Genomic DNA, 25,530 nt, shown 5'->3' with positions numbered 1-25,530 from the left:
GGTATAATAGATAAATTAGAGTTCGCTCAGGCTGATGCAACACCGGCCCACAAACACCTCTATATTCTTTTTTACATCAGCTATAATAGCGCTCACCTGGCAAGTTATATGCTTCGGGGCGGGTAAGATTTTCGGCAAGCTTTCGCTTTGCTGTGTTAGGCAGTGACTACAAAGAGGATAACAACAAATGGTTCTCGGCAAACCGCAGACAGACCCTACTCTCGAATGGTTTTTATCTCATTGTCATATTCATAAATATCCATCCAAGAGCACACTTATTCACCAAGGTGAAAAAGCAGAAACTCTTTACTATATTGTAAAGGGTGCCGTAGCCGTTCTGATTAAGGATGAAGAAGGTAAAGAGATGATTCTCTCCTATCTCAATCAGGGGGACTTCATCGGAGAACTTGGCCTGTTTGAAGAGGGTCAGGAACGCAGTGCCTGGGTTAGGGCAAAAACAGCATGTGAGGTTGCTGAAATTTCATATAAGAAATTTCGCCAGCTGATTCAGGTTAACCCGGATATTTTAATGCGTTTATCCGCTCAGATGGCCAGCCGCTTACAGGTTACCTCTGAGAAAGTAGGAAGCCTTGCCTTCCTTGATGTTACGGGCCGTATCGCACAAACATTACTCAATCTGGCTAAACAACCAGATGCAATGACTCATCCAGACGGTATGCAAATCAAGATCACCCGTCAGGAAATTGGTCAAATTGTTGGATGTTCCCGTGAAACGGTAGGACGTATTTTAAAAATGCTGGAAGATCAAAACCTGATCTCCGCTCATGGAAAGACTATCGTTGTCTACGGGACTCGTTAAATAATAAAGAGAAGCGGATAGGTTTACGGCCTCCTGATGCCATGTCCGCTTCCCTTTTCCTGGGAGGCCTATGTGGCGACGAGTCATTTATCATCCGGAAGTCAATTATGCTCTGCGCCAAACGTTAGTTCTCTGTTTGCCAGTGCTGTTGTTTTGGTTACTGGGTGACCTGCCAACCGGCTTTTTACTCTCTCTTGTTCCTGCCTGCTGCAGTATTGGTGGTCTGGATACTCCCCATAAACACTTTTTCAAACGGCTAGCTATTGGTGGCACACTGTTTGTTGCCAGCAGCGTATTGTTACAGTTTCTTCTGTTGTGGTCGGTTCCACTTCCGCTATGTATGCTTATTTTGACGCTATTATTTGGCGTAACGGCAGAAATTAGCCCGCTTTATGGTCGGTTAATGCCAGCGGCATTAGTCACTGCAATTTTTACTCTCGGTATGGCAGGGAATCTGCCCATTTGGCGAGTGGCTTCGTTATTTGTTATTGGTACCGTCTGGTATGGTTTGTTTATCCACTTGTGGTTTCGGCTGTGGCAAGAACAACCTATGCGGGAATCACTCAGCCTGCTTTTCCGACAACTAGCGTACTATATTGAAGAGAAATACAGTTTACTCACTCAGCATACCGACCCGGAGAAAGCGCTGCCCCCACTGCTGCTACGCCAACAGAAAGTGATGGACATCATTACGCTGGTCTATCAGCAAATCTATATGATTCCCAATTTGAAGCACCCTCGCCATCGGCGATTGATTCAGGCATTTCAGGTAGCTCTTGATTTGCAGGAGCATATAACTGTCAGTCTGCATCAACCTGATGAAGTACAAAAGCTGGTTGAGCAGAGCCAGGCTGAGGCTGTTATTCGCCATAATGCAAAGACTATCAGCCAACGTTTACAGGCTTTGGCTGACGATATTCTCTATCATCATCGCCCTACCCCTTTCAACATGGATAATGAACTATCAGCGTTAGAGAAAATTTCCCGACAACACCCTGATAATCCAGTAGGGACTTTTTGTTACTATCATTTCAGTCGTATCGCCCACTTACTTAGCCGTCAAAAACCGTTATATAACCGCACATTAATGCCCGTACAAAGTCGTTTGCCTTTATTACAGGCACTAAAAAGTTATTGTTCCCTTAAATCTGCAGCATTCAGAAATGCCACACGTCTTGGTGTTACGTTAGCCGCCGGTGCCGGGATTGGTCTGGCGCTCAATCTGCCTAAACCATATTGGATATTAATGACCATCATGGTGGTCAGTCAGAATGGCTATGACGCAACCCGTATTCGAATTCAGCACCGCTCACTGGGTACCATGATTGGAATTCTTGCCGGAGCGGCAATTTTGCATCTCTACTACTCACAGAATTTGATGTTGATCTTAATGTTGGTGCTGACACTTTGCTCTTATCTGATTGTGCGAAAGAACTATGGTATTGCCGTTATTGGCTTCACAATTACTGCGCTCTATACCTTACAAATTATCTCCAATAGCGGTATGAACTACCTATTGCCGCGCCTGATCGATACGGTTATTGGCTGTATGCTAGCGTTTGCCAGTAGCCTGTGGCTCTGGCCTCAATGGCAAAGTGCGCTATTGCGCAAGAATGCTCACAATGCGCTGGAAACCTATCAACAGCATCTGCGGCAACTGTTTAATATGAGTAATGATGTTGCTGAACTCGCTTACACCCGAATGAAGGTGAATCAGGCCCATAACACGCTTTTCACCTCATTAAACCAGGCTATGCAGGAACCAGGGTTTAATACACGCTATTTAGCCGATATGCGCTTATGGGTTACTCACAGCCAGTTTTTAGTTGAACACCTGAATGCAATGACGACTATCGCCCGAGACCAATATGTATTAGTTCCTGCGTTAGCACAGAAGTATTTAAACGCCTGTGAGATCCTGATTCAGGCCTGTCAGCAACGGCTGGAATATGATGGCCCCAGCGGCGATACCAGCATAATGCCCGTTGTGGAATCGGAAGATCAGGATGAACTATCCGATACCTCAATGGAAAAGCATATCGAGCGGATACTGGCGCATCTTACGACGATGCATACTATTTCTTCACTGGCGTGGCAGCAGCGACCTCATCATGGAATGTGGCTGAAGAGGAGATTGAGGGAAGAGGGATAGCGGGGAATTTGTTGAAAATGTATCCCGGTGGATATTCCGGCCATAAACACAATGTCTTCATATTATCACTGTGTTCGGCCGGAAGGATCATATACTCAGTTTCGGAGTGCTTCGGGCCAGCGCTTTAGCTGCCACACCCAACGGCGGTCTCTCCCTCAGTTTAACTCTGCTTGTTCATAACTATTTTCAGTTTTAATTACTTACCTTTCGCCTCAACCATTTGTTTCACCGCTTTTTCAAAGCGAACCATCCCCTGTTGCAGGTCTTTCTCGGGGATAACCAGAGAAGGCGCAAAACGAATCACATTAGGGCCGGCGTTGAGCAGCATCAGGCCATTCTCTACTGCCGCAGCAAGAAACTCTCGTGCCATCCCTTGGTAACCGGGTTGTAATTCAGCGCCAATTAGCAAACCTAAGCCACGGACGTCAGAAAATACATGATAGAGCTGATTGATCTCTTCCAGACGGGTGACGATATACTCATAGCGTGATTGCACGCCTGACAGCACTTCTGGCGTATTGATCACATCAAACGCCGCTTCTGCTACCGCACAGGCCAGCGGGTTACCGCCATAAGTTGTGCCGTGAACGCCGGGTTCCATCACTTGCGCGACGTCATCAGTGGTTAGCATGGCGCTAATTGGGAAACCACCGCCCAGCGCTTTGGCAGAAGTTAAAATATCCGGAACAATACCGTATTGCATGTAGGTAAACAGTGAACCGGTTCTGCCCATGCCAGACTGAACTTCATCAAAGACCAATAGCGCTTTATATTGATCGCACAGTTCTCTGACGCCACGTAAAAACTCGGCATCAACCGGGGTGATTCCCCCTTCTCCCTGAACCGGTTCCAGTACAATGGCACAGGTGTGGTCATCAATTACCGCTTTAACCGCATCCAGATCGTTAAAAGGAATATGCACAATATCTGCTGGTTTTGGGCCAAAACCGTCGGAATATTTAGGCTGTCCACCAACGGAAACGGTAAACAGGGTACGGCCATGGAAAGCATTATTAAACGCGATAATTTTGGTTTTATAGGGACTATGACGGGTAATGGCATAGCGACGAGCCAGCTTAAATGCCGCTTCATTGGCTTCGGCACCAGAGTTGGCAAAAAATACTCGATCGGCAAACGTTGAATCAATCAGTTTTTGAGCCAGTCGCAAAGCCGGTTCGTTAGTAAACAAATTACTGGTATGCCAGATCATCTCCCCCTGAGTATTGAGTGCTTTCACCAAAGCAGGATGACAATGTCCCAGTGCAGTAACCGCAATACCGCTGGAAAAGTCGATATACTCATTTCCCTGCTGATCCCAGACTCGGCTTCCCTTACCTTTAACCGGAACAAAGGCCGCTGGTGCATACACAGGTAACATAACGTTATCAAAAGTATTGCGATTAACTGATGTATTACTATCCATAAAACTGCCCTATTAATTTCACCGCGAATGACTCCACACTACCAAAACTGCATATAAAATCAATTTGTATAAATAAAAATACCAATAAAAATATCATATTATTTAATAATCAATTAATTACAAAAATGACCACAATAAATAACAATTCATAATTATTAAATAATTAGTCATGACGTTCTGTGGCTACCACGGTGATTTTGGTCACAGATCTCAAACTTTCTCCGATAAACATTCTAGACCTACTTGTATGGTAGTTAATCCAGAAGTATCTTGTGTCTACTTTCTATACCGAATGAGTTCTTTTTTCCGTCAGGATGGATGCATTATGAAAATTGTAAAGGCTGAAGTTTTTGTAACCTGCCCGGGCCGTAACTTCGTTACCGTCAAGATCACTACCGATGAAGGCATTTATGGCATAGGTGATGCTACCCTCAATGGACGTGAGCTCTCCGTTGCCTCCTACCTTAAAGATCATCTTTGCCCACAACTGATTGGCCGCGATGCTCATCAAATCGAAGATATCTGGCAATTTTTCTATAAAGGCGCTTACTGGCGTCGCGGCCCGGTCACCATGTCCGCTATTTCTGCCATTGATATGGCACTGTGGGATATCAAAGGCAAAGCGGCAAATATGCCGCTTTATCAACTGCTCGGCGGCGCATCGCGCACCGGGGTGATGGTGTATTGCCACACCACCGGCCGTACGATTGATGAAGTGCTGGAAGACTACGCTAAACATAAAGAGATGGGTTTTAAAGCCATTCGCGTGCAGTGTGGCGTACCGGGAATGAAAACCACCTATGGTTTAAGCAAAGGTAAAAACCTGGCTTATGAACCTGCCACCAAAGGCCACTATCCGGAAGAGCAACTGTGGTCTACCGAGAAATATCTAGATTTCACCCCAAAACTGTTTGATGCAGTACGTAATAAGTTCGGTTTTGATGAACATCTGTTGCATGACATGCACCATCGCCTGACACCAATTGAAGCGGCTCGTTTTGGCAAAAGCATTGAAGACTATCGCATGTTCTGGATGGAAGATCCTACGCCTGCGGAAAACCAGGAGTGTTTCCGTCTGATCCGTCAGCATACCGTTACCCCTATCGCCGTGGGTGAAGTATTCAACAGTATCTGGGACTGCAAACAGTTAATTGAAGAACAACTGATCGACTATATCCGTACCACCATCACTCATGCCGGTGGTATTACCCATATGCGCCGTATCGCTGACTTTGCCGCCATGTATCAGGTGCGTACCGGCTCTCATGGCCCATCCGATCTTTCACCAATTTGTCACGCGGCAGCACTGCATTTTGACCTGTGGGTGCCGAACTTTGGCGTGCAGGAATATATGGGTTACTCCGAACAAATGCTGGAAGTTTTCCCGCATAACTGGAGCTTTGATGATGGCTACATGCACCCAAGCGATAAACCGGGTCTGGGTATCGATTTCGATGAAAAACTGGCTGCCAAATATCCCTATGAAGCCGCCTACTTACCTGTTGCCCGTTTAACTGACGGCACGCTGTGGAACTGGTAATTAAGGATAACAAAATGAAAAGTGTAGTCATTCAACAACCCGAAGTGTTAGTCATTGAAGAGCGCCCGGTACCACAACCACAGGCTGGAGAAGTTCGCCTGCGGGTAGAGAGTGCCGGTATCTGTGGCTCAGACGTACATATCTATCGTGGCCATAATCCGTTTGCCAAATATCCGCGCGTCATCGGCCATGAATTCTTTGGTCGTATTGATGCGGTGGGCGAAGGCGTTGATGCATCCCGTGTTGGTCAACGCGTTGTTGGCGATCCGGTGGTCAGCTGTGGTCACTGCTACCCTTGCTTGGTGGGTCGCCCAAATGTTTGTACTTCTTTGCAAGTTATCGGTGTACACCGGGACGGCGGATTCAGTGAATACATCACCCTGCCGGCAAAGAATGCCCATGTTGTTCCTGACAGCATCCCGGATCGGGAAGCGACCATGATTGAACCTTTTACCATCGCTGCGAATATTTGTAGTCAGATGAACCCAGGCCCTCTGGATGTTGCTCTGGTTTATGGCGCAGGCCCAATGGGTTTGACCTCTATTCAGGCACTGCGTGGCGTGTACGGCGTTAAAGAGATCATTGTTGCAGACCGCATCAATGAGCGCTTAGCCATGGCCAAAGAGAACGGAGCCGATCGCGTCATCAACAATACCGATATCGATCTTACAACCGAACTGGCGAAGTTGGGCATTCGCCCTACTTTGATTATTGATGCCGCGTGTCACCCGTCAATTTTGCCGGAAGCCATTGGTTTAGCATCACCAGCAGCTCGCATTGGCATTATGGGTTTCTCTTCCGATCCTTGCGTTATTAACCAACAAGGTATCACCAGTAAAGAGCTGACTATTTATAGCTCCCGCCTCAACAGTAATCGTTTCCCAATGGTGATTGACTGGATGAATAGCAAAAAAATCCATCCTGAAAAACTCATTACCCATCAGTTTGATTACACACAAGTCGTTGAAGCAATGGAGATATTTGAAAAAGATCCTAAGTTCTGTTGCAAAGTTTTATTGAAGTTTTAACAGAAAACCTCTGTACCCAAACCTTTTCTGTATATATAACAACAACTGTAGAGAGCAGAAATATGACTAAAAGCATGGAATCAACAAATAATAAACCGGAAAGAAGTACTTCTGATCTGGTTAAGGCCGCGGTTTCCGGCTGGCTGGGAACCGCCCTCGAATTTATGGATTTTCAGCTGTACTCATTGGGTGCCGCGCTGGTTTTCCATGAGATTTTTTTCCCGGAACAATCGGCTGCGATGGCACTGATTCTGGCAATGGGAACCTACGGTGCGGGATATATCGCACGTATCGTTGGTGCCTTTATCTTCGGCAGAATGGGCGACACCATCGGCAGAAAGAAAGTCCTGTTTATTACTATCACCATGATGGGTATCTGTACCACACTGATTGGTGTATTACCTACCTATGCTCAAATTGGTATCTTCGCACCATTATTACTGATTACCTTACGTATCATTCAGGGGCTGGGCGCGGGAGCCGAAATCTCCGGTGCTGGCACCATGTTGGCAGAGTATGCACCTAAAGGTAGACGCGGCATTATCTCCTCATTGGTTGCCATGGGAACCAACTGTGGAACATTAAGCGCAACGGCTATTTGGGCAGTGATGTTTGTTCTGCTCGACAGAGAACAGCTGCTTGACTGGGGATGGCGTATTCCGTTCCTGTCCAGCGTGGTTGTGATGATCTTTGCGGTTTGGTTACGAATGAACCTGAAAGAGAGCCCGGTATTTGAACAAGCCAGCGAAACCGCAGCGACTGAAACAGCAGCCGCGAAAAAAGCCGCTTCTGAAGAAAGCTCCATTCTTTCTATGTTCACCAGCAAATCTTTCTGGCTGGCAACCGGGTTGCGTTTTGGACAGGCGGGTAACTCTGGCTTAATTCAAACCTTCCTTGCCGGTTATTTAGTACAAACCCTGCTATTTGAAAAACGTATTCCGACTGATGCGCTAATGATCAGCTCAATTCTTGGGTTCCTGACCATTCCTCTGTTGGGCTGGCTGTCTGATAAAATTGGTCGTCGTCTGCCTTATATCGTGCTGAGCATCAGCGCCATTATCTTAGCTTATCCAATGCTATCCATGATTGTGGATAAAACCGGAGAAGTTAACGTGATTATGGCCTGCATTATCATTATCCATAACGTTGCGGTATTAGGCCTGTTCGCCCTTGAAAATATCACCATGGCTGAAATGTTTGGCTCACGTAATCGCTTTACCCGAATGGCCATTTCCAAAGAGACGGGTGGTCTGGTAGCGGTAGGATTTGGCCCGGTACTGGCGGGTATCTTCTGTAATATGACTGACTCCTGGTGGCCAATCGTGGTGATGATTATTGTCTATTCATCCATCGGTTTAATTTCGGCTATCTGCATGCCTGAAGTAAAGGATCGCGATTTGAGCGATCCAAGAGATGCGGCGGAAGTTCCAGCTCACGAGGTATCTGCGGTTGATGTTCGCCGTAGTGCGGCAGAAGTTTAATCACACCAGCGCTTATTTATTATTTAACGGGTTAACCGACGATATGAATTTATCAAACAAATCATTACGCGATCTGCCGAAAAATGTGGTGGTGCCGGACTACGACAGAACCAAACTCCAGACTCGGATTGTGCATTTAGGCTTTGGCGCATTTCACCGCGCCCATCAGGCAGTTTATGCTGATATTCTGGCATCAGAGTACGGTAGCAACTGGGGATATTGTGAAGTTAACCTGATTGGCGGCGAACAGCAGATTAACGATCTGAACTCACAGGATCTGCTGTATTCGGTGGCTGAAATGGCATCTGAAGGCTGGTCTGGTCGGGTTGTGGGCGTAGTTCGCCGCGCTATCCACGGTGAAGTTGATGGTATCAACAGCGTGCTGGAAGCCATGGCACAGCCAGAGATTGCTATTGTCTCCATAACCATCACCGAAAAAGGCTATTGTTATCAGCCGGCTACCGGCACATTAATCGAAGATCATCCGCTGATTCAGCATGATATTGCTAACCCATCAATGCCAAAATCAGCACCGGGTGCGATCGTTCAGGCTTTGCGACTGCGCCGCGACCGTCATCTTCCTGCTTTTAGTGTGATGTCCTGCGATAACATGCCGGAAAATGGCCACGTCACCCGCAATGTGGTTCTGGCGTTAGCCCGTCTTCAGGATGCTCAACTGGCAAACTGGATTGAAACTAACGTCAGTTTTCCATCCACTATGGTGGATCGCATTGTGCCTGCCGTTACTCCGGAAACGCTGGATAAAATCACTCAACAGCTTGGTGGAATTAGCGATCCGGCGGGAGTGGCTTGTGAGCCATTCCGTCAGTGGGTGATTGAGGATAACTTTGTTAATGGTCGCCCGGAGTGGGAAAAGGCCGGCGCAGAGCTGGTACAAGACGTGCTGCCATTTGAAGAGATGAAACTGCGTATGTTAAACGGCAGTCATTCATTTCTGGCCTACCTTGGCTATCTGGCTGGATATCAGCATATTAACGACTGTATGCAAGATGACAACTATGCCACCGCTGCGCGCCATCTGATGCTAAGTGAGCAAGCTCCAACCTTGCGAACTCAGGGTGTCGATCTGGAAGCCTATGCCGATTCCCTGCTTAATCGCTATCGTAATACCGCTCTGAAGCACCGTACCTGGCAAATCGCGATGGATGGAACGCAAAAGCTACCACAGCGTATGTTGGATTCAGTACGATATCATCTTGCCCATAACAGTCGCTTCGACTGTCTGGCGCTGGGTATTGCAGCCTGGATGCGTTACGTTGGCGGTATGGATGAGCAAGGGCAACCGATTGAAGTTAGCGATCCGCTGCTGGAACAGTTAAAAACATTGGTCGCCACCAGTAAAGAAGGGGCCGGGCGGGTAAAAGCATTGCTGTCACTGGAAGTGGTGTTTGGCAAAGAGCTACCGCAAAATGCTCGCTTTGTTACGGCCGTGACAGAAGCCTATCTACAGTTGTTGCAGTCTGGTGCGAAGCAGAGCGTTGCTTTACTGGTTAAGCAGTTTTGATAAACCCTCCAGTTTATCAGTTGGTAAATAGCCACCCATCCGGGTGGCTCAGAGCGATGATAAAGTCTGATTTATTCAGTTTTGTGTTTTAAATAGCCGATTGTCGGAAGGGACTCCCGTAGGGAGGCCCGGATCGACACACGTTGAAGCCAAGTACAGATGGTCTTCCGGTCGAGCACAAAGCCAATATAAACAATTTTAGATTTTACGACCGGAATATTCATTGAGGCCAATTTATCTGGTTTGTCAGCAGCCTGTGCCTACTCACCTGTGTGACTATTTTTCATCGTTCAAAACTAAGCAAACGGAAAACTCATCACAAAACGACTACCGTGTCCCACTTCACTTTCCACCCCAATAGTACCGTTATGCAGCTCTACAATGGATTTCACCAGAGCCAGCCCCAGACCGGTACTTTCATTCGAGCTTCTTGCGCTATCGGCACAGTAAAAACGTTCAAATATATGGTCGATGTGTGATGGTTCAATTCCTTCACCGGTATCAGTCACCGACAGAATCAGGCGATCGTTCTCTCTTTCTGCTGTCAGTGTGATTTTTCCCCCTACAGGCGTATAGCGTAATGCGTTATCAACCAGATTAGAAAATGCTCGCCGCAACAACATTACATCAGCCTGCATGATGTAATCACCAGAGGTCAATAACTCAATCTGTCTCTCTTCAGCCAAACCGCTAAAGAATTCAGCCACCTGATTAAACAGAATCGATGTTGATACCGACTCAATATGAATAACTTCCCGGGAGTTATCTGCTCTGGCAAGAAACAGCATGGAGGAGATCATTCGGGAGAGACGCTCCCCCTCTTCCATAATTTTCTCCAGCGTATCCTGATATTCTTCCGGAGTACGAGGCAGGGATTGCGTTACGCTGGCGGCGGCAATCATATTATTGATAGGCGCACGGAATTCGTGGGCAATATCCGATGAGAAGCGGGATAGTTCAGCAAAAGAGCTTTCTAATCGGCTAAGCATATCGTCGAAAGAAGCGGCCAGCTCTTTCAATTCTCTTGGCCATTTCTGTTGACCGATACGCGTATTGAGCCGTTCGACATGGATATTCTGTATTTGCTTATTCAGAATAGTTAATGGTTTAAGACCGCTTCGCACGATCAGCCACCCAAGCAGTGCCGAAATAACCAGAGCAACAGATACCACCACTTTCAGAATATCCAGACAAAGATCCAGAATTTCCCGTTCCTGACTAACATTCAGCGCGGCCTGTACCAACCATACTTGCCCATTAGCCTGAGCCACCTTGCGGCTTCCCAGCAGCATTTTACTCTTACGCTCCCCTTGCTTAGAGAAGGTTATTTTATAGTTGAACGCCTCATTAGCATCAGGAAACTCCTCCGACGCAATTGTCAGTTGTGGCGATTCCGCAAACACCTGCCCGTTCGGCATAATCACCCGTAAAAATGCGCGCTTATCCGGATCGATATTCTCAAACCAGCGCTGCTGCCAGACCCTTAACTTACGATTATCATGGATATTTTCGATAACGCTGCTTTGAGACTGAAGAATATTAGTTAATTCGAGATGGTTCTTTTTCTTCAATTGTTCCACTAATGCAGTGAACGCAATCGCTGAAACAATCAACACTATAATGGTCATTGCCAGAGTAAAAAAGATACTCAGTCGTTGAGTCAACGACCAGCTGCGGATATCAAACAGTTTCATCTCTCAACTCCATCACGTAACCCGCCCCCCGAATAGTGTGTAATAATTTGACCGAATAGGGGTCATCGACTTTAGTCCGTAATCGACGGATGGCCACGTCCACCACATTGGTTCCGGAATCGAAATTCATATCCCAGACCATTTCAGATATCACAATACGGGATAACACTTCACCACTGCGGCGCATCAGCAAACTTAATAATGTGAATTCTCTTGGTGTCAGTTCCAGACGTTTACCCTGTCGATAAGCCTGATGTTTCAATAAATCGAGTTCCAGATCGGCCACGCGTAATACCGTGGATTCCGGCTGATGTGGATCAATCTGGCGCCGCTGAATAACGCGAATGCGCGCCAATAGCTCACTAAAGGAAAACGGTTTTATCAGGTAATCATCGGCTCCCAGCTCCAGACCTCGAACCCGATCTTCGACATTATCTCTGGCGGTCAGATACATTACCGTAGTTTGCTTACCCGCTTTACGCGCCATTTCCAAAATATCCCAACCACTCAGGCCGGGCAGCATAACGTCCAGAATCGCTAAATCATATTCATTGGTTAACAGATAGTGCAAACCATCGGGGCCATTGGCCGCAATATCGACCACCATGCCTTGCTCTTTGAGCCCACGGGCGATGTATTCCGATGCCATTTTCTGATCTTCTACTAATAATATTTTCATAATGGTTATCCATTTACCCTATGCACACCAACACGATTTTCTTTCTGCATCTGCCTTAATCAGAACGATCACATCAGAGCCATGATGAATAATGGCTCTGATGATGTAAATCAATATAAAAACCTCGCGTTCATTTGGCTTGGTAAAATGAGCCTTCAACGCATTGAAAATATTTCATGATGAAACTGACTCTGACACCATCCTGACGTTGATAATCCTTTTTTCAAATGCTCTGCAAACACTTCCGGGCCACAAAAACTGACGGAGTAATCGGTGCTGTTCCCCATCAGGCAAATAATCTCTTCTGCGGTTAATAGCTGTCCTTCTTCTGCCAGTAAAACTCGCAGCTCTACATGGGATATTCGTTTCACTAAACCTTGAAGTCGTTCAATGAAGAAAGCTTCTTGTCGATTTCTGGCGCAGTAGAAAAACACGATTTTTTCTGGTGTGGTTTGAGCGCTGTTGCCTGATGCGAGAGACTCCAGCCAGGCAATAAATGGCGTAACCCCAATACCGGCACCGACCCATACCTGCTTTTTATTATCTGATAGCAAGAATTTGCCATAGCCGCCCTCCACTTCAACTCGCTGCCCCTGTTGCAGATGGTTCACCAGCTCAGCGGTATAGTCACCCAATGCTTTTACCGCTATTTCGATGATTTTTTGCTGTTTATCGTAATTCACTACGGTAAACGGATGGGGAGATTCGCCATCATAAAAGTTGAGATAGGCAAATTGACCGGGCTGATACTTCATCGGTTGATCGACTGCTATCTGAAAATGAACGGCGTTGCCGGCGTAACGATTAACCTGAATGACCTTACCGTTGACCTTTTTCTTACTACCAATCTGGCTGGTCAGGGACAACAGCGCACAATAACAGCCAACCAGAACCATGACGATAACGGCAATATCATACAACATGGTATTCAACAGATACTTCAGTGACATCGCGGCATGAACCGCTCCGGCGATGAATATAACACCCGCTAATTTATGCAAAATGACGAATCTTTTATAACTGACGACTTTTAACAGGCTCACCAGAGCGAAAATGATAAAGGCATAAAACGCCCACTCGCCAATATCATTAGCGATTGCATGCCAGTTAATGACCCAATGCCCAGATATTTATGCAGACGATACATTTTATCCAACCCATTCAGCCATTTTTCAAGCCAGGTGGGACGGACAGCCAATAACATCGCGGCACTCATATAGCCAAAACTGAGAATACCCGTCAGTAAAATAATCTGACGCCGCCAGAAAAAAAAGTCGAATGTTGCAGGCAATGAAAACAGAAAAGTCACTGCCCAAATTAAAAATAAACCTCCGGTTAATCGACGCATAAGTTATTCCTTCTATGACAAATCATCGCTGGCTTAATAGCCCGATAGAATGCAAAAAGAATAGCAATGTCCGAATGACAAACCGCCAATGCACAGATTACATTTTTGTCATTTTTCTATGTATACAAGTACTTGTATAACACATCAGCGAATTGCTGAATTACACGCCAAAGATCAAATTAAATGTGCTTTAATCATGGTAGGTTGATTTATATACGGAGCGGTTTGTGGGTAAAAAACCATTGAATGATTAAAACGAACCATTCAACGGCGAAATAACCTTTGTGCTGGTTCACTGGCTAATTTATTCCAGTGAAAATATTCGTTCGCTACTCAATTGGATTTGTTAAAAAATGACGCTTTTCCATAAGAATTTTGGCGAATTGTCCGTGAAATCCCGCTATAATGCGGAAAGTTGCTAACTACAGTAAGAGCTCTATCGACATCAATGACCATTGCTTACCCATTCGCTACCAGTGAACCTGTAAATCAGCAAATCTACCGCCTGTTAAGGCAGGAGATCGTTGATTGTACGATTCGTCCGGGCACTTTACTGTCAGAAAAAGAGATCTCAACTCGCTTCAATGTATCTCGGCAACCTGTCAGAGAAGCGTTTATCAAACTGTCAGAAACCGGATTAGTCCAAATTTTGCCGCAGCGTGGTACCTTCGTCATGAAGATCTCCGCCAAGCGCGTGTCCGATGGGCGTTTTATCCGCGAAGCCGTGGAAATAGCGATTATTCGCCGGGCTGCATTAGCCGTCACCCCAGAACATCTGATGCAGCTTAAGCACAATCTCCATCGTCAAGAGCTGGCTGCCAGCAATAAGCGTATTAAAGAGTTTTTAGAATTAGATGATGAGTTTCACCGTACTTTCACCCAAATCATCGATTGCCCAATGGCATGGGAAACGATTGAAACCATCAAGGCCACCATGGATCGGGTACGGTTTATGAGCCTGGCAGATGTTTCTCCTCCAGAAAGCCTGATTGAGCAGCATTACAAAATCTATGATGGGTTGGAAAAACGCGATCCTGATGCAGCAGAAGCCGCAATGAAACAGCATCTCGGGGAGATGATCTCCACCGTCACCACCATTTCCCAACGCAATACCGACTGGTTCGAAGCTGACGAATAGCGGTTCGCTTTAGCTGGTAGATGTAATCAACAAAAAATAGCGGCATTAAGCCGCTATTTTTGACTGATAAATATCAAAATTCAAAAAGCCAATCGTCGGGAGAGACGGGCGTTGGGTTCGACTTGGCGTAAGCCAACGACAAACAGGCGAAAGCCTGTTTGAACAGCGCTTGCGCTGACCCGTCAGGGTGAAACACCGCAAGGTGTTTCATAACTGCCCCTAGCCCGGCTAGGCCCGACGCACTCCGAACTTAAGTACAAATTGTCTTCCGGCCGAGCACAATAGTAATATAGGTATATACCTTTTACGGCCGGAATGTTCTCAGCACTAAAATAAGCAAATGCGCTGTTTTAAATGACGGCTCAGTTATCTACGCTTCCCACCCAGAATACTCCCCAAAATCCCCCTCACAATCTGGTTACCCAGTTGGCGAGTCATCGATTTTGCCGCAGTCTGTACTATGCCATCCTTTTTACCGCCCCGTGGGCCAGTGGTGCCAAACAGAATATCGTTCAGGCTGCCCAGTAAGCCGCCATCTTCATTCTCTTTCTGTTGAACCTCTTGCTTAGTCACCGGCGCATCTTTCGCTGCTGGTGTTGTTACACCAGCACCTGCCATGAGTTTTTCATAGGCAGATTCACGATCGATCATCTCTTCATAACGGCCATACAATGGAGAGCGATTAATCAAGCCATTACGCTCGTCATCACTCAGAGCTCCCATACGAGAACAAGGTGCAATAACAAAGCCACGCTCAACGATATTTGGACGCCCTTTCTCATCTAAAAATGAAATCAGTGCTTCACCAACACCCAACTCGGTAATGGCCTGCTCTGCATTAAACGATGGGTTTGCCCGCATGGTTTCTGCTGCGGCTCTGACCGCTTTTTGGTCTCGTGGGGTAAACGCACGCAGAGCATGCTGTACCCGGTTACCTAACTGCCCCAGTACGCTGTCCGGAATATCCAGTGGATTTTGAGTAACAAAATAGATACCAACGCCTTTAGAACGGATCAGACGAACCACTTGCTCAATTTTTTCCAGCAAAGCGGTTGGCGCATCGTTAAACAGCAAGTGAGCTTCATCGAAGAAAAACACCATCTTCGGCTTGTCCATATCACCCACTTCTGGCAAATGTTCAAACAGCTCAGACAGCAGCCACAGCAGGAAAATCGCATACAGTTTAGGCTGGTTATATAGTTTGTCCGCCGCCAAAATATTGACGATACCCTGACCTGATGCATTGGTTTTTATCAGGTCAAAAATATCTAACATTGGCTCGCCAAAGAAGCTCTCAGCGCCTTGTTGTTCAAGCGTCAACAAACCGCGCTGAATAGCACCAATGGAAGCGCTGGAGATATTGCCGTACTGGGTTTGGAATTGTTTGGCATTATCACCAACAAACTGCACCATTGAGCGCAGATCTTTCATATCCAGCAGCAACAGGCCGTTATCATCGGCAATTTTAAACACTAATTGCAGCACACCAGACTGAACATCATTCAGATTCAATAAACGAGAAAGCAAAATCGGCCCCATATCGGAAACCGTTGCGCGCACCGGATGCCCTTTCTCACCAAAAACATCCCAGAATACGGTAGGACAAGCGGCTGGATCCCAATCGGTTACTTTCAGCGCTTCCAGACGTGACTGAAGTTTCGGGTTCATTACCCCTTCTGCCGCAATACCCGACAGGTCGCCTTTGACGTCGGCCATAAATACCGGTACGCCAATTCGTGAAAAACTCTCTGCCATTTTCTGTAGCGAGACGGTTTTTCCTGTTCCGGTTGCTCCGGTAATCAATCCATGACGGTTAGCCAGCGCAGGCAGAATCGCCAGCTCTAACTCATTGCTTTTGGCAATAACAAGAGGTTCTAACATCAGAGTTCATCCTATATATAACGACTCCATTGAGCCGAAAAGTGCACCTGTCAGACTTTTATTCAGAAAGGCCACGGCATGTCACTATGCGCGGTGTCCTATACTGACACAGTATAAATGAGTCAACCGAGGATGATTAATAAAAATTCCTTTTATATCGACCTGCAACACATCAACTAAAAATATTAAGGAATTATTTCCCCTGACAACACAATGAAAACACATTTGTAATATGAATCGATTCAATAGCGATTAAAGATAGAGTGCGATCACAATAATTTCGTAGTTTTACTATTATAATCAACAACAAAGAAACGCATCTATTGCGCAAAAAGTAAAATAAAGGAAGTATAAATGAACCTGTCTTACCAACCTTTTTATCGTGAGCTTTGTCGTATTATCCCGAAAGAATTTATCTATACCGACCCATCAAGAACCATGGCTTATGGTACTGATGCCAGCTGTTATCGTCTTATCCCTCAAATTGTTGTGCGGGTGAATAACGAACGAGAAGTACAACAAACATTGGTTCTGGCAAGAAAACATAAGCTCCCTGTGACCTTCCGGGCGGCAGGTACCAGCCTCTCCGGTCAGGCGATTACGGACTCAATTCTGATTATTCTGGGCGACAGCTGGCGTCAGTATAAGATTTTTGGTGATGCGGGTTATATTTCCCTGAAACCGGGAGTGATTGGTGCTGACGCCAACCGCTACCTGGCACCTTTTGGCCGTAAAATTGGCCCGGATCCAGCCTCCATTGATGCCTGTAAAATTGGTGGGATTGCGGCCAATAACGCCAGCGGCATGTGTTGTGGCACAGCTCAAAACTCTTACCAAACGCTTCAGGCAATGCGCCTGATTCTGGCAGATGGTACCCTGATTGATACCGCTGACAGCGAATCCGTTGCCTCCTTCAATCAAACTCACGGAAAAATGCTGGAGCAACTGGGGCAGTTGGCGCAGCAAACCAAAGCCAATAGCCATCTGGCAGAGCTGATTCACCATAAGTATCGGCTGAAGAACACCACAGGATACAGCCTGAATGCACTGGTTGATTTTGAGCATCCGCTGGACATTCTGACTCACCTGATGATTGGTTCAGAAGGTACATTAGGATTTATTGCTGAAATTACCTACCGCACGGTGGAAGAGCACCCGTTTAAAGCCTCAGCCCTGTTCGTCTTCAGCGATATTGAAGCAGCCTGTGAAGCGACACGTATTCTGAAACAACAGCCGGTTTCTGCGGTTGAGCTGATGGATCGCGGAGCCCTGGCCTCGGTAGAGAATGAGGAGGGGCTACCTGATTTCATGCCTCATCTCAGTGAGGACGCCACCGCGCTATTGGTTGAAGTCCGCGCGGCTGATGCCAATACATTGAAGGACAAGATGGCACAAATTATGTCATCTATCGCCAGCTTCACGCTGGAGCAGCAGGTTCCCTTCACTGATAAACCTGAAGAGTTTGGTCGTCTGTGGGCAATCCGCAAAGGCATCTTCCCGGCGATTGGTGCCGTTCGTCCTGTGGGCTCAACCGTGATTATTGAAGACGTAGCCTTCCCTATTGAGCAACTGGCGGCCGGAGTACGCGACCTGCGTAAGCTGTTTATTAAACATGACTATAGCGCCGTTATTTATGGTCATGCGCTGGATGGTAATATGCACTTTGTCTTCCAGCAATCTTTCGACTCCCCGGCAGAAGTTTCCCGCTATCAGCTATTTATGGAAGATATTGCGCAGTTAGTCGCGGTTGAATACAAAGGATCACTCAAGGCTGAACATGGTACTGGCCGTAATATGGCCTCGTTTGTGGAGCTGGAATGGGGAAGTGAAGCCTATGAGCTAATGTGGCAATTGAAAAATTTGCTCGACCCAAATCATCTGTTAAGTCCAGGAGTACTGCTTAACCGCGATCATCAGGCTCATCTACAAAACTTAAAATTACTGCCCGCCGCCGATAAACGCGTAGATAGCTGTATTGAGTGTGGGTTCTGTGAACCGGTTTGCCCTTCTACCAATCTCTCTTTCACACCGCGTCAACGGATTGTTATGTGGCGTGAGATTAACCGCTTACGTCGCAGCGCAGATGATAATAAGCGACTGAAAAAATTGGAGAAAGATTTCCTTTATCTGGGTGATGCTACCTGTGCCGCTACCGGCCTGTGTGCCCGTCGTTGTCCGGTAGGAATTAATACTGGTGAACTGATTCGCGACATTCGTACTCAACGTAATATGCGTTATGAACGTATTGCTCGCTGGACTGCCGACCACTTCACAACAATTACCGGTGGTGCTCGCCTGGCATTAAATACGGTGGCCGCAACCGGTAAGGTTATTGGTCAGCCACGTTTTGGCAAAATTACCAAAGCGCTACACGTTGCCAGCGCCGGATATATACCGCTGTTAACTCCCTCTTTCCCACGGGGAGCCACTTCACCAAAAGCGCCAAAATTAGTGGCTGGCGATTTGAAAGTGGTCTATTTACCAAGCTGTGCATCACGCACCATGGGACCATCAGCCAATGATGCAGACCAACGTCCTCTCACAGACATTGTCGAGAGTCTGTTAAACAAAGCTGGCTTCTCGGTAATTTACCCACAAAAACTGGATAGCCTGTGCTGCGGAATGCCTTATAACAGCAAAGGTATCACCTCTGTTGCCTCAGAGAGACTGGCTGATATGGAGCAAGCCCTTTGGGAAGCCAGTGAACAGGGCAAATATCCGGTACTGATTGATACCAGCCCTTGCGCGCTGCGCGCGGTGGAAGGCTTCACCAAACCCATGGCGCTGTTTGAACCCGTCGGTTTTGTGAATCACTATTTGCTGGATAAGTTAGCGTTCACTCCGGAAGATAACCCAATTATGCTGCATGTCACCTGTTCCAGCGTGAAGATGGGTCTGTCGGCACCAATGAAAAACCTGTTAGATCGCTGCTGCACTCAGGTTATTATTCCTGATGGTATTCACTGTTGCGGCTTTGCCGGAGATAAAGGAATAAAAAATCCGGAACTGAATGCCAGCGCACTACGCCTGTTAAGTCAGCAAGTACCGGCTAACTGTGTAGAAGGGGTATCCAATAGCCGAACCTGTGAGATAGGTTTAACGGAACACTCTGGTGTGCCTTATCGTTCTATTTTGTATGTGGTGGATAGAGTCACTAAGCCGTTAAGTTAGTCAGTGCTTACATAGAATATATCGCCTTATCCTATGCGCCGGGCTCCTTTCACCAATCAATATGGTTGAATAGAGAAATCCCGGCGCAATCTTCTTTAGTCAAGCGGTGACACACGCATTTATCCGTATACAATAGCAACTATCACTCAATTCTCATTTAGTCGCGGAGTTTAGCGTTATGACATGGACAGTCATGAGTAACCCGATTGTGGACATGTATGGTCCCTGGTTTCTGCTGTTTTATCTGATTTACTGTATCGCCATCATGATTGCGACAGGGATGATAAGTCTGCGCTGTTACCCTGACACTTCCCGCGTCGATAAGAAACCAGGCTTACTCCCCTCCCATATAGATCCTTATTTTCTTGCCTGGTTACAGAGCGGCCGGGAGAAGGTATTACAGCTGGCAATGATGCGCCTGTCTTACTCCGGGCTACTGGTTCCTGGCAGTAAATCTACAACCTATATGCTTCGTCCTGTAACCAATCCAGAGTCAATTCAGCCAAAGATGCAAGAGCTCAATCGGTTAGAGACTTTGGTTTTCTCCTGTTTTGAACAACAGCATGAACAGAGCAAAGAATGGGCGTTCAATGCTCTGGCTCCTACCGGCCGAAACTTTCGAGCCAAAGCGCAAAAGGAAGGTTTGGTTTATTCAGCCATCAGCGAAAGCTTGTCCGCTATGGTTGCGTGGATTGGGTTTATTTTGCTGACAGGAATGGGTGCCTATAAGCTCATTATCGCCTGGGGAAATGGCTACCATAACGTTATTTTTCTTAGTCTGATGATGCTATTTTTCGGCTGGATTCATTACCGGATTTTTCTACGCCACCGGGCTGACAGGGTTCACCTGACCAATAAAGGCAAAATATTTCTTGAGCGGCTCAGCGCCAGTCTGCCAAGGGATAAAAAATCGCTGAAAAAACTGGATATCGCCATGGCTGTCGTCGCGTTATCAACCAGTAACTTCATCTATTCTGAATGCAGTTTTGGTCAACATGCTTATCTGCTCAACTTTGCCGTACTTCCACCCTCAGGCGCATCGGGCAGAGGAGCCGCTGGTGGAAACTCTTCCTCTGGTGGTGCCGATAGCGACAGCAGTTCGTCTTCAGATTCAGGCAGTTCCAGCGGATGTTCGGGATGCGGTGGATGTGGCGGTGGTGATTAAGAGCATAAACTATGGTTACTGATGTCGTCCCTAAGCTACAGCGTTTAACCGTACAGTGGCATATTACCGATCGCTGTAACCTCCGCTGTAGCCACTGCTATCAGGAGAGTTATCGCGATAAAGGCCCTGATTTAGCCATGCTAAAACAGATTGCTCAGCAGGTGTTCAGGCTCCATCAAATTGCCCGAACCGATATCAATACGCCGTTGCAGATTAACCTGACCGGTGGAGAACCCTGTGTACACCCGGACTTTGCTGCCCTGCTGGAATATCTGGCTGCTCATCCGTCCCGCCCTTCGCTGGCAATTCTAAGCAACGGTTCATTGATTGATGCAGAATGGGCGGCTCTTTTTGCCCGACTACCAGTTAAATTTGTACAACTTAGCGTTGAAGGTAATGAATCAACCCATGACGCCATCCGCGGTCGCGGTCATTTTCAACAGGTATTAACTGCAACCCACTGCCTGAAACAGGCCGGCATTCGGGTATTGTGGTCATTCACGGCTCACAATAAGAATTATCAGGAATTCAGCCAGGTTGCCGAATTGGCCCATATCCATCAGATTGATCGAATATGGTCAGACCGAATGCTGCCTTCCTGCCACCGAGGTGCGCCACAGCCATTGGATGCCCATCAAAGTGCAGATTATTTTCAGCAGATGTATCAGGTTAAGTGTAATGTGGAATCCAGAGCGAATAACAAAACGGAAATCGCCCTGTTTCGCGCACTACAGTTTCAGGCCAGTGGAAACACACCCTATTACTGTAATGCAGGAAAAGAGCTGATTACACTGATGCCTGATGGCAGCGTTCTGCCGTGTCGGCGTATGCCAGTCAATGTTGGCAATGTACAGCAACAGCCACTCACCGAAATCTATCATCAATCGCCACTTTTACAGCAACTACGAGACTTCTCTTCACCCGAAGAGTGCTCAACCTGCCTGTATCGCACCACATGCCAGGGTGGTCTTCGCTGTCTGGCCTATGCCCAACACCAAACCCCATTTCGAGCCGATCCTGCCTGTAGTTATTTGGCAAAGCCTGCCGATAAAAATTAAGAAAGGCGCGGTATGCGCCTTTCTGACTACTGACAAAACGGATAAATCCTTCAACCGCCAAAGGCGATATTACGGCATGACCTTCGCAGACTTAATCACAATCGGCGTAACCGGAACATCCTGATGTTGACCAGAGAACTGAGTTTTCTCTTTCATCATTTGGTCTACAACATCCATTCCTTTCACTACTTTACCAAATACGGCATAACCAAAATTACCTGCAGACTGGTCAAGGAAATCGTTATCCACTACGTTAATGAAGAACTGGCTGGTCGCGCTGTCAACCGCATTGGTACGCGCCATAGCAATAGTTCCTCTTACGTTTTTCAAACCGTTAGCCGCTTCGTTTTTAATCGGAGCATTAGGTTTCTTCTGATTCATATCAGCAGTGAAACCACCACCTTGTGCCATAAAACCAGGAATTACGCGGTGGAAAATTGTGCCGTCATAGAAACCATCTTTAACGTAAGCAACAAAGTTTTTGGTAGAGATTGGTGCTTTGTCTTGATCCAACTCGATTTCAATATTACCCAGAGAGGTGGTCAGTACAACATGAGGATTAGCAGCCAGTGCAGCCGGTGCCAGTAATACCAGAGAGAACAGCGCCGTTAAGGTGATACAAATACGCTTCAACATAAGAAAATACCTTCTTGTTAGGTAGCAATAAATTCAAACCTTCCCGATTCTAGTGATTTTCCCCCTCAGCGGCTACTGATTTAGCGGACAAAAAAAGGTCGGATAATCTATCCGACCCTTTATATTTTCAGCAAAAGTGAATTAACGCTTAAAGCTCACGTTTTCCGACTGATTCAAATACAACGTAGTTTGGCTCGGAACTGTCTCGGCGATCACCTTACCCCGACGAACAGAATAACGCACCGGCGTCTGGCGGCGTACTGCATCAAAACCATTCTCCGCCGGTAAAATGACCAAATTACCTGAGCGCCCGGTTTCAATACCGTAATCCTGCAGGTTCAGGGTCTTAGCACTGTGAGTCGTAATCAGATTCAAACCATCATTAATTTGGCCGTAGCCCATGAGTTGGCAAACATGCAGCCCCATATGCAGCACCTGCAGCATATTTGCTGTACCCAGCGGATACCAGGGATCATACACATCATCATGACCAAAGCAGACATTGATACCCGCTTCCAGCATCTCTTTTACTCGCGTGATACCACGACGTTTAGGGTAAGTATCAAAACGGCCCTGTAAGTGAATATTCACCAGTGGATTAGCAACAAAGTTGATGCCGGACATTTTCAACAAACGGAACAGGCGAGAAGTATAAGCCCCGTTATAAGAGTGCATCGCGGTAGTATGGCTGGCGGTAACGCGCGCGCCTGTACCATCACGATGAGCCAGTGCAGCAACTGTCTCAACAAAGCGTGATTGTTCGTCATCAATCTCATCACAGTGTACGTCAATTAAGCGATCGTACTTCTGCGCCAGCGCGAAGGTTTTATGCAGAGATTCCACGCCGTATTCACGGGTAAATTCAAAATGAGGAATGGCACCGATAACGTCTGCTCCCAGACGCACCGCTTCTTCCATTAATGCTTCACCGTTTGGATAGGAAAGAATTCCCTCCTGAGGGAAGGCAACAATCTGCAAATCAACCCACGGAGCCACTTCCTGCTTCACCTCCAGCATAGCTTTCAGCGCAGTTAGCGTTGGGTCAGACACATCCACATGGGTACGAACATGTTGAATACCGTTGGCCATTTGCCATTTCAGGGTTTGCATGGCGCGCTGCTTCACATCATCGTGAGTCAACATTGCTTTACGTTCAGCCCAACGCTCAATACCTTCAAACAGCGTACCGGACTGGTTCCAGTTTGGCTCACCGGCAGTTTGAGTCGTATCCAGATGGATATGTGGTTCAACAAACGGAGGAATGGCTAAACCACCCTCAGCATCAATGGTCTGCCCGGTAGTCGGGGCCGCAGAATCTTGTGGTTCAATGCGGCTAAAAACACCATTTTCAATAGAGAGTTGCCAAAGACCATCACGCCCCTGTAAACGAGCATTGGTAATAACAACGGAATTATTCTGCATGACCTACCTCTGGCAGTTTTACAAATTTACGGTTAACAAACGGATTAAACAGCATATAGCTAATAACACCACCCAACACCGCATTAACCGGCACGATACCCGGCAAGTAGTTACCTGCTGCGATACCGATAGCAACGGCCAGAATGGCGACCCAGTTTACCGTCAGGAAATGTACCTTATTGAAATCTGCTGCGTAGCGGCGATGGTTCATCAGATAGTCGGCAATAATCACACCACCAATTGGCGGAATTGCCGCGGACAGGAAGGTTAACCAGCCAACAAAGTTATTATATAACCACAGAGCAGTTAACGTACCGATAATACCGTTAACCACTGACAGAGTACGGCTGGAAAGGCCGGTAATGTTGGCAAAACCAAGGCCGGATGCGTATAACGCATTATCGTTGGTAGTCCAGATATTCAACCCCAGTACCACAATCGCCGGAATCAACAGACCCTGAGCAATCATTACATCAGAAATATCTGCCTGACCTACTGCAGCTGCACCCGCCGCTCCAAAGATAAACATCAGAGAGTTACCCAGGAAGAAGGCAATCATTGCCACCAGCACCGCCCCTTTAGCACTGCGACCAAAGCGCACGAAATCCGCAGTTAACGTACCTGCACTGATAAACGAGCCGACCACCAGCGCCAGTGCGGTAGAAAAGTTAAGCGGGGTTTCCGGAACGATAGCGCGTAAGTGATCCAATCCACCAACATCATTTACTGCCAGCCAGACCGAGTAGCTACCAAGGATAGCAATCGCCGGTACCGCAATGGCTGACAAAACCGTTAATGCAGAAATACCGAAGAAAATAGTTACCGTCATCAGCAGACCGGAAACCATTATCAGCATATTGGTATCCAGCCCTGTCGCTTTACTAACCGGGATAGCAAACATCGCTACACCCACGCCAAACCAGCCAACCTGAGTTCCACCTAACAGGAATGAAGGGAGCCATGAGCCTTTAATGCCAAATGAGTAACGAGCCAGAAGGTGGGTAGAGAGTCCGGTTTTAGAACCGATATAACCAAGAAATGCTGTATAGATACCGAGGAGGAGATTACCGAAGAGAACTGCTAAAAAGAAATCATTATAGGAAAGACCGGTACCGAGAGTGCCTCCGGTCCACATACTGGCTGAAAAAAACGTTAATCCCAACATGACAAATGTCAACGAAATCACGCCTTTCCGCGCAGCCAGGGGGACGGGCCCCTGACTATAATTGTTATCTTGCGACACAATATCTCCTTAAATCCGGGCCAAAAAATTCGCGGTATAATATACGCATCTCACGATAAAGCAATCGGTTTCGTATAGTTTTTTTTCTGAATTTATTCCATGCAAATGATTTATAAAATGATTTTT

The 25,530-nt window shown here is 46.8% G+C and carries 19 protein-coding genes; 10 read left to right on the top strand and 9 right to left on the bottom strand.

The annotated features are described in order from the left end of the window. Positions 1 to 187: 187 nt before the first annotated feature. Both crp and I2494_RS10255 read left to right on the top strand, forming a co-directional pair. The gene (crp, locus tag I2494_RS10260) at positions 188 to 820 is read left to right on the top strand and encodes a cAMP-activated global transcriptional regulator CRP (RefSeq protein WP_027273485.1); all 633 of its coding nucleotides are present in this window, start codon (positions 188 to 190) and stop codon (positions 818 to 820) included. 70 nt (positions 821 to 890) lie between these two features. Further along, positions 891 to 2,972, top strand: coding sequence for a YccS/YhfK family putative transporter (locus I2494_RS10255; RefSeq protein ID WP_218466744.1), 2,082 nt, complete (start codon positions 891 to 893; stop codon positions 2,970 to 2,972). Positions 2,973 to 3,168: 196 nt separating this feature from the next. Here the strand turns inward: I2494_RS10255 and argD are convergent, their stop codons facing one another. Beyond that, positions 3,169 to 4,395, bottom strand: a complete 1,227-nt coding sequence (gene argD / locus I2494_RS10250; RefSeq protein WP_218466743.1) for a bifunctional acetylornithine/succinyldiaminopimelate transaminase — start codon at positions 4,393 to 4,395, stop codon at positions 3,169 to 3,171. A gap of 325 nt (positions 4,396 to 4,720) precedes the next feature. Here argD and manD point away from each other — a divergent pair, with 325 nt between their 5' ends. The 4 genes from manD to I2494_RS10230 all read left to right on the top strand — a co-directional run bounded on the left by manD (position 4,721) and on the right by I2494_RS10230 (position 9,969). After that, positions 4,721 to 5,935, top strand: a complete 1,215-nt coding sequence (manD, locus tag I2494_RS10245; RefSeq protein ID WP_218466742.1) for a D-mannonate dehydratase ManD — start codon at positions 4,721 to 4,723, stop codon at positions 5,933 to 5,935. Between the two features lie 14 nt (positions 5,936 to 5,949). Next, positions 5,950 to 6,963, top strand: a complete 1,014-nt coding sequence (locus tag I2494_RS10240) for a Zn-dependent oxidoreductase (RefSeq protein WP_218466741.1) — start codon at positions 5,950 to 5,952, stop codon at positions 6,961 to 6,963. 74 nt (positions 6,964 to 7,037) lie between these two features. Continuing rightward, positions 7,038 to 8,444 (top strand): MFS transporter, encoded by a 1,407-nt coding sequence (locus I2494_RS10235; protein WP_407657897.1) that lies wholly within the window; start codon positions 7,038 to 7,040, stop codon positions 8,442 to 8,444. Positions 8,445 to 8,487: 43 nt separating this feature from the next. After that, a complete protein-coding gene (locus I2494_RS10230; RefSeq protein WP_218466739.1) occupies positions 8,488 to 9,969 on the top strand; it encodes a mannitol dehydrogenase family protein in 1,482 nt (493 codons plus the stop codon). 296 nt (positions 9,970 to 10,265) lie between these two features. On the opposite strand, the gene I2494_RS10225 is transcribed toward I2494_RS10230, so the two are convergent. From I2494_RS10225 to I2494_RS10210, 4 genes are all read right to left on the bottom strand, one after another. Then, positions 10,266 to 11,663: a heavy metal sensor histidine kinase gene (locus I2494_RS10225; RefSeq protein ID WP_218466738.1), complete on the bottom strand. Its 1,398-nt coding sequence runs from the start codon at positions 11,661 to 11,663 to the stop codon at positions 10,266 to 10,268. Continuing rightward, on the bottom strand, positions 11,650 to 12,342 hold the full coding sequence (locus I2494_RS10220; protein WP_218466737.1) for a heavy metal response regulator transcription factor: 693 nt from the start codon (positions 12,340 to 12,342) through the stop codon (positions 11,650 to 11,652). The genes I2494_RS10225 and I2494_RS10220 overlap by 14 nt, the downstream gene beginning before the upstream one ends. A gap of 155 nt (positions 12,343 to 12,497) precedes the next feature. Further along, entirely contained in the window at positions 12,498 to 13,343 is an 846-nt protein-coding gene (locus tag I2494_RS10215) for a ferredoxin reductase family protein (protein WP_218466736.1), read from the bottom strand. Between the two features lie 38 nt (positions 13,344 to 13,381). Next, positions 13,382 to 13,690: a hypothetical protein gene (locus I2494_RS10210; RefSeq protein WP_218466735.1), complete on the bottom strand. Its 309-nt coding sequence runs from the start codon at positions 13,688 to 13,690 to the stop codon at positions 13,382 to 13,384. 448 nt (positions 13,691 to 14,138) lie between these two features. Here I2494_RS10210 and I2494_RS10205 point away from each other — a divergent pair, with 448 nt between their 5' ends. Further along, positions 14,139 to 14,828 (top strand): GntR family transcriptional regulator, encoded by a 690-nt coding sequence (locus tag I2494_RS10205; protein ID WP_218466792.1) that lies wholly within the window; start codon positions 14,139 to 14,141, stop codon positions 14,826 to 14,828. A gap of 366 nt (positions 14,829 to 15,194) precedes the next feature. Here the strand turns inward: I2494_RS10205 and I2494_RS10200 are convergent, their stop codons facing one another. Beyond that, a complete protein-coding gene (locus I2494_RS10200; RefSeq protein WP_218466734.1) occupies positions 15,195 to 16,709 on the bottom strand; it encodes a helicase HerA-like C-terminal domain-containing protein in 1,515 nt (504 codons plus the stop codon). Positions 16,710 to 17,063: 354 nt separating this feature from the next. Between I2494_RS10200 and I2494_RS10195 the strand changes: the two genes are divergently transcribed. The 3 genes from I2494_RS10195 (at position 17,064) to I2494_RS10185 (ending at position 22,103) form a co-directional block, all read left to right on the top strand. Further along, positions 17,064 to 19,880 carry an FAD-binding and (Fe-S)-binding domain-containing protein gene (locus I2494_RS10195; protein WP_218466733.1) on the top strand — a complete coding sequence of 939 codons (2,817 nt, stop codon included), beginning with the start codon at positions 17,064 to 17,066 and terminating at the stop codon, positions 19,878 to 19,880. A 178-nt stretch (positions 19,881 to 20,058) separates the two neighbouring features. Continuing rightward, positions 20,059 to 21,045: a TIGR04222 domain-containing membrane protein gene (locus I2494_RS10190; protein ID WP_218466732.1), complete on the top strand. Its 987-nt coding sequence runs from the start codon at positions 20,059 to 20,061 to the stop codon at positions 21,043 to 21,045. Positions 21,046 to 21,056: 11 nt separating this feature from the next. Beyond that, complete coding sequence (locus tag I2494_RS10185; RefSeq protein ID WP_218466731.1) at positions 21,057 to 22,103, top strand: radical SAM/SPASM domain-containing protein; 1,047 nt, start codon at positions 21,057 to 21,059, stop codon at positions 22,101 to 22,103. A gap of 69 nt (positions 22,104 to 22,172) precedes the next feature. Here the strand turns inward: I2494_RS10185 and I2494_RS10180 are convergent, their stop codons facing one another. The 3 genes from I2494_RS10180 to codB form a co-directional block, all read right to left on the bottom strand. Next, positions 22,173 to 22,739 (bottom strand): peptidylprolyl isomerase, encoded by a 567-nt coding sequence (locus I2494_RS10180; protein ID WP_218466730.1) that lies wholly within the window; start codon positions 22,737 to 22,739, stop codon positions 22,173 to 22,175. A gap of 141 nt (positions 22,740 to 22,880) precedes the next feature. Next, positions 22,881 to 24,161, bottom strand: coding sequence for a cytosine/isoguanine deaminase (gene codA / locus I2494_RS10175; RefSeq protein ID WP_218466729.1), 1,281 nt, complete (start codon positions 24,159 to 24,161; stop codon positions 22,881 to 22,883). After that, positions 24,151 to 25,404, bottom strand: coding sequence for a cytosine permease (gene codB, locus I2494_RS10170; RefSeq protein WP_218466728.1), 1,254 nt, complete (start codon positions 25,402 to 25,404; stop codon positions 24,151 to 24,153). The genes codA and codB overlap by 11 nt, the downstream gene beginning before the upstream one ends. Positions 25,405 to 25,530: the final 126 nt, after the last annotated feature.

The organism is Limnobaculum allomyrinae (assembly GCF_016649425.1).
GTDB lineage: Bacteria > Pseudomonadota > Gammaproteobacteria > Enterobacterales > Enterobacteriaceae > Limnobaculum > Limnobaculum allomyrinae.
Note: the sequence above shows the minus strand (reverse complement) of the source record. Positions and strands in the feature narration are given on the sequence as shown.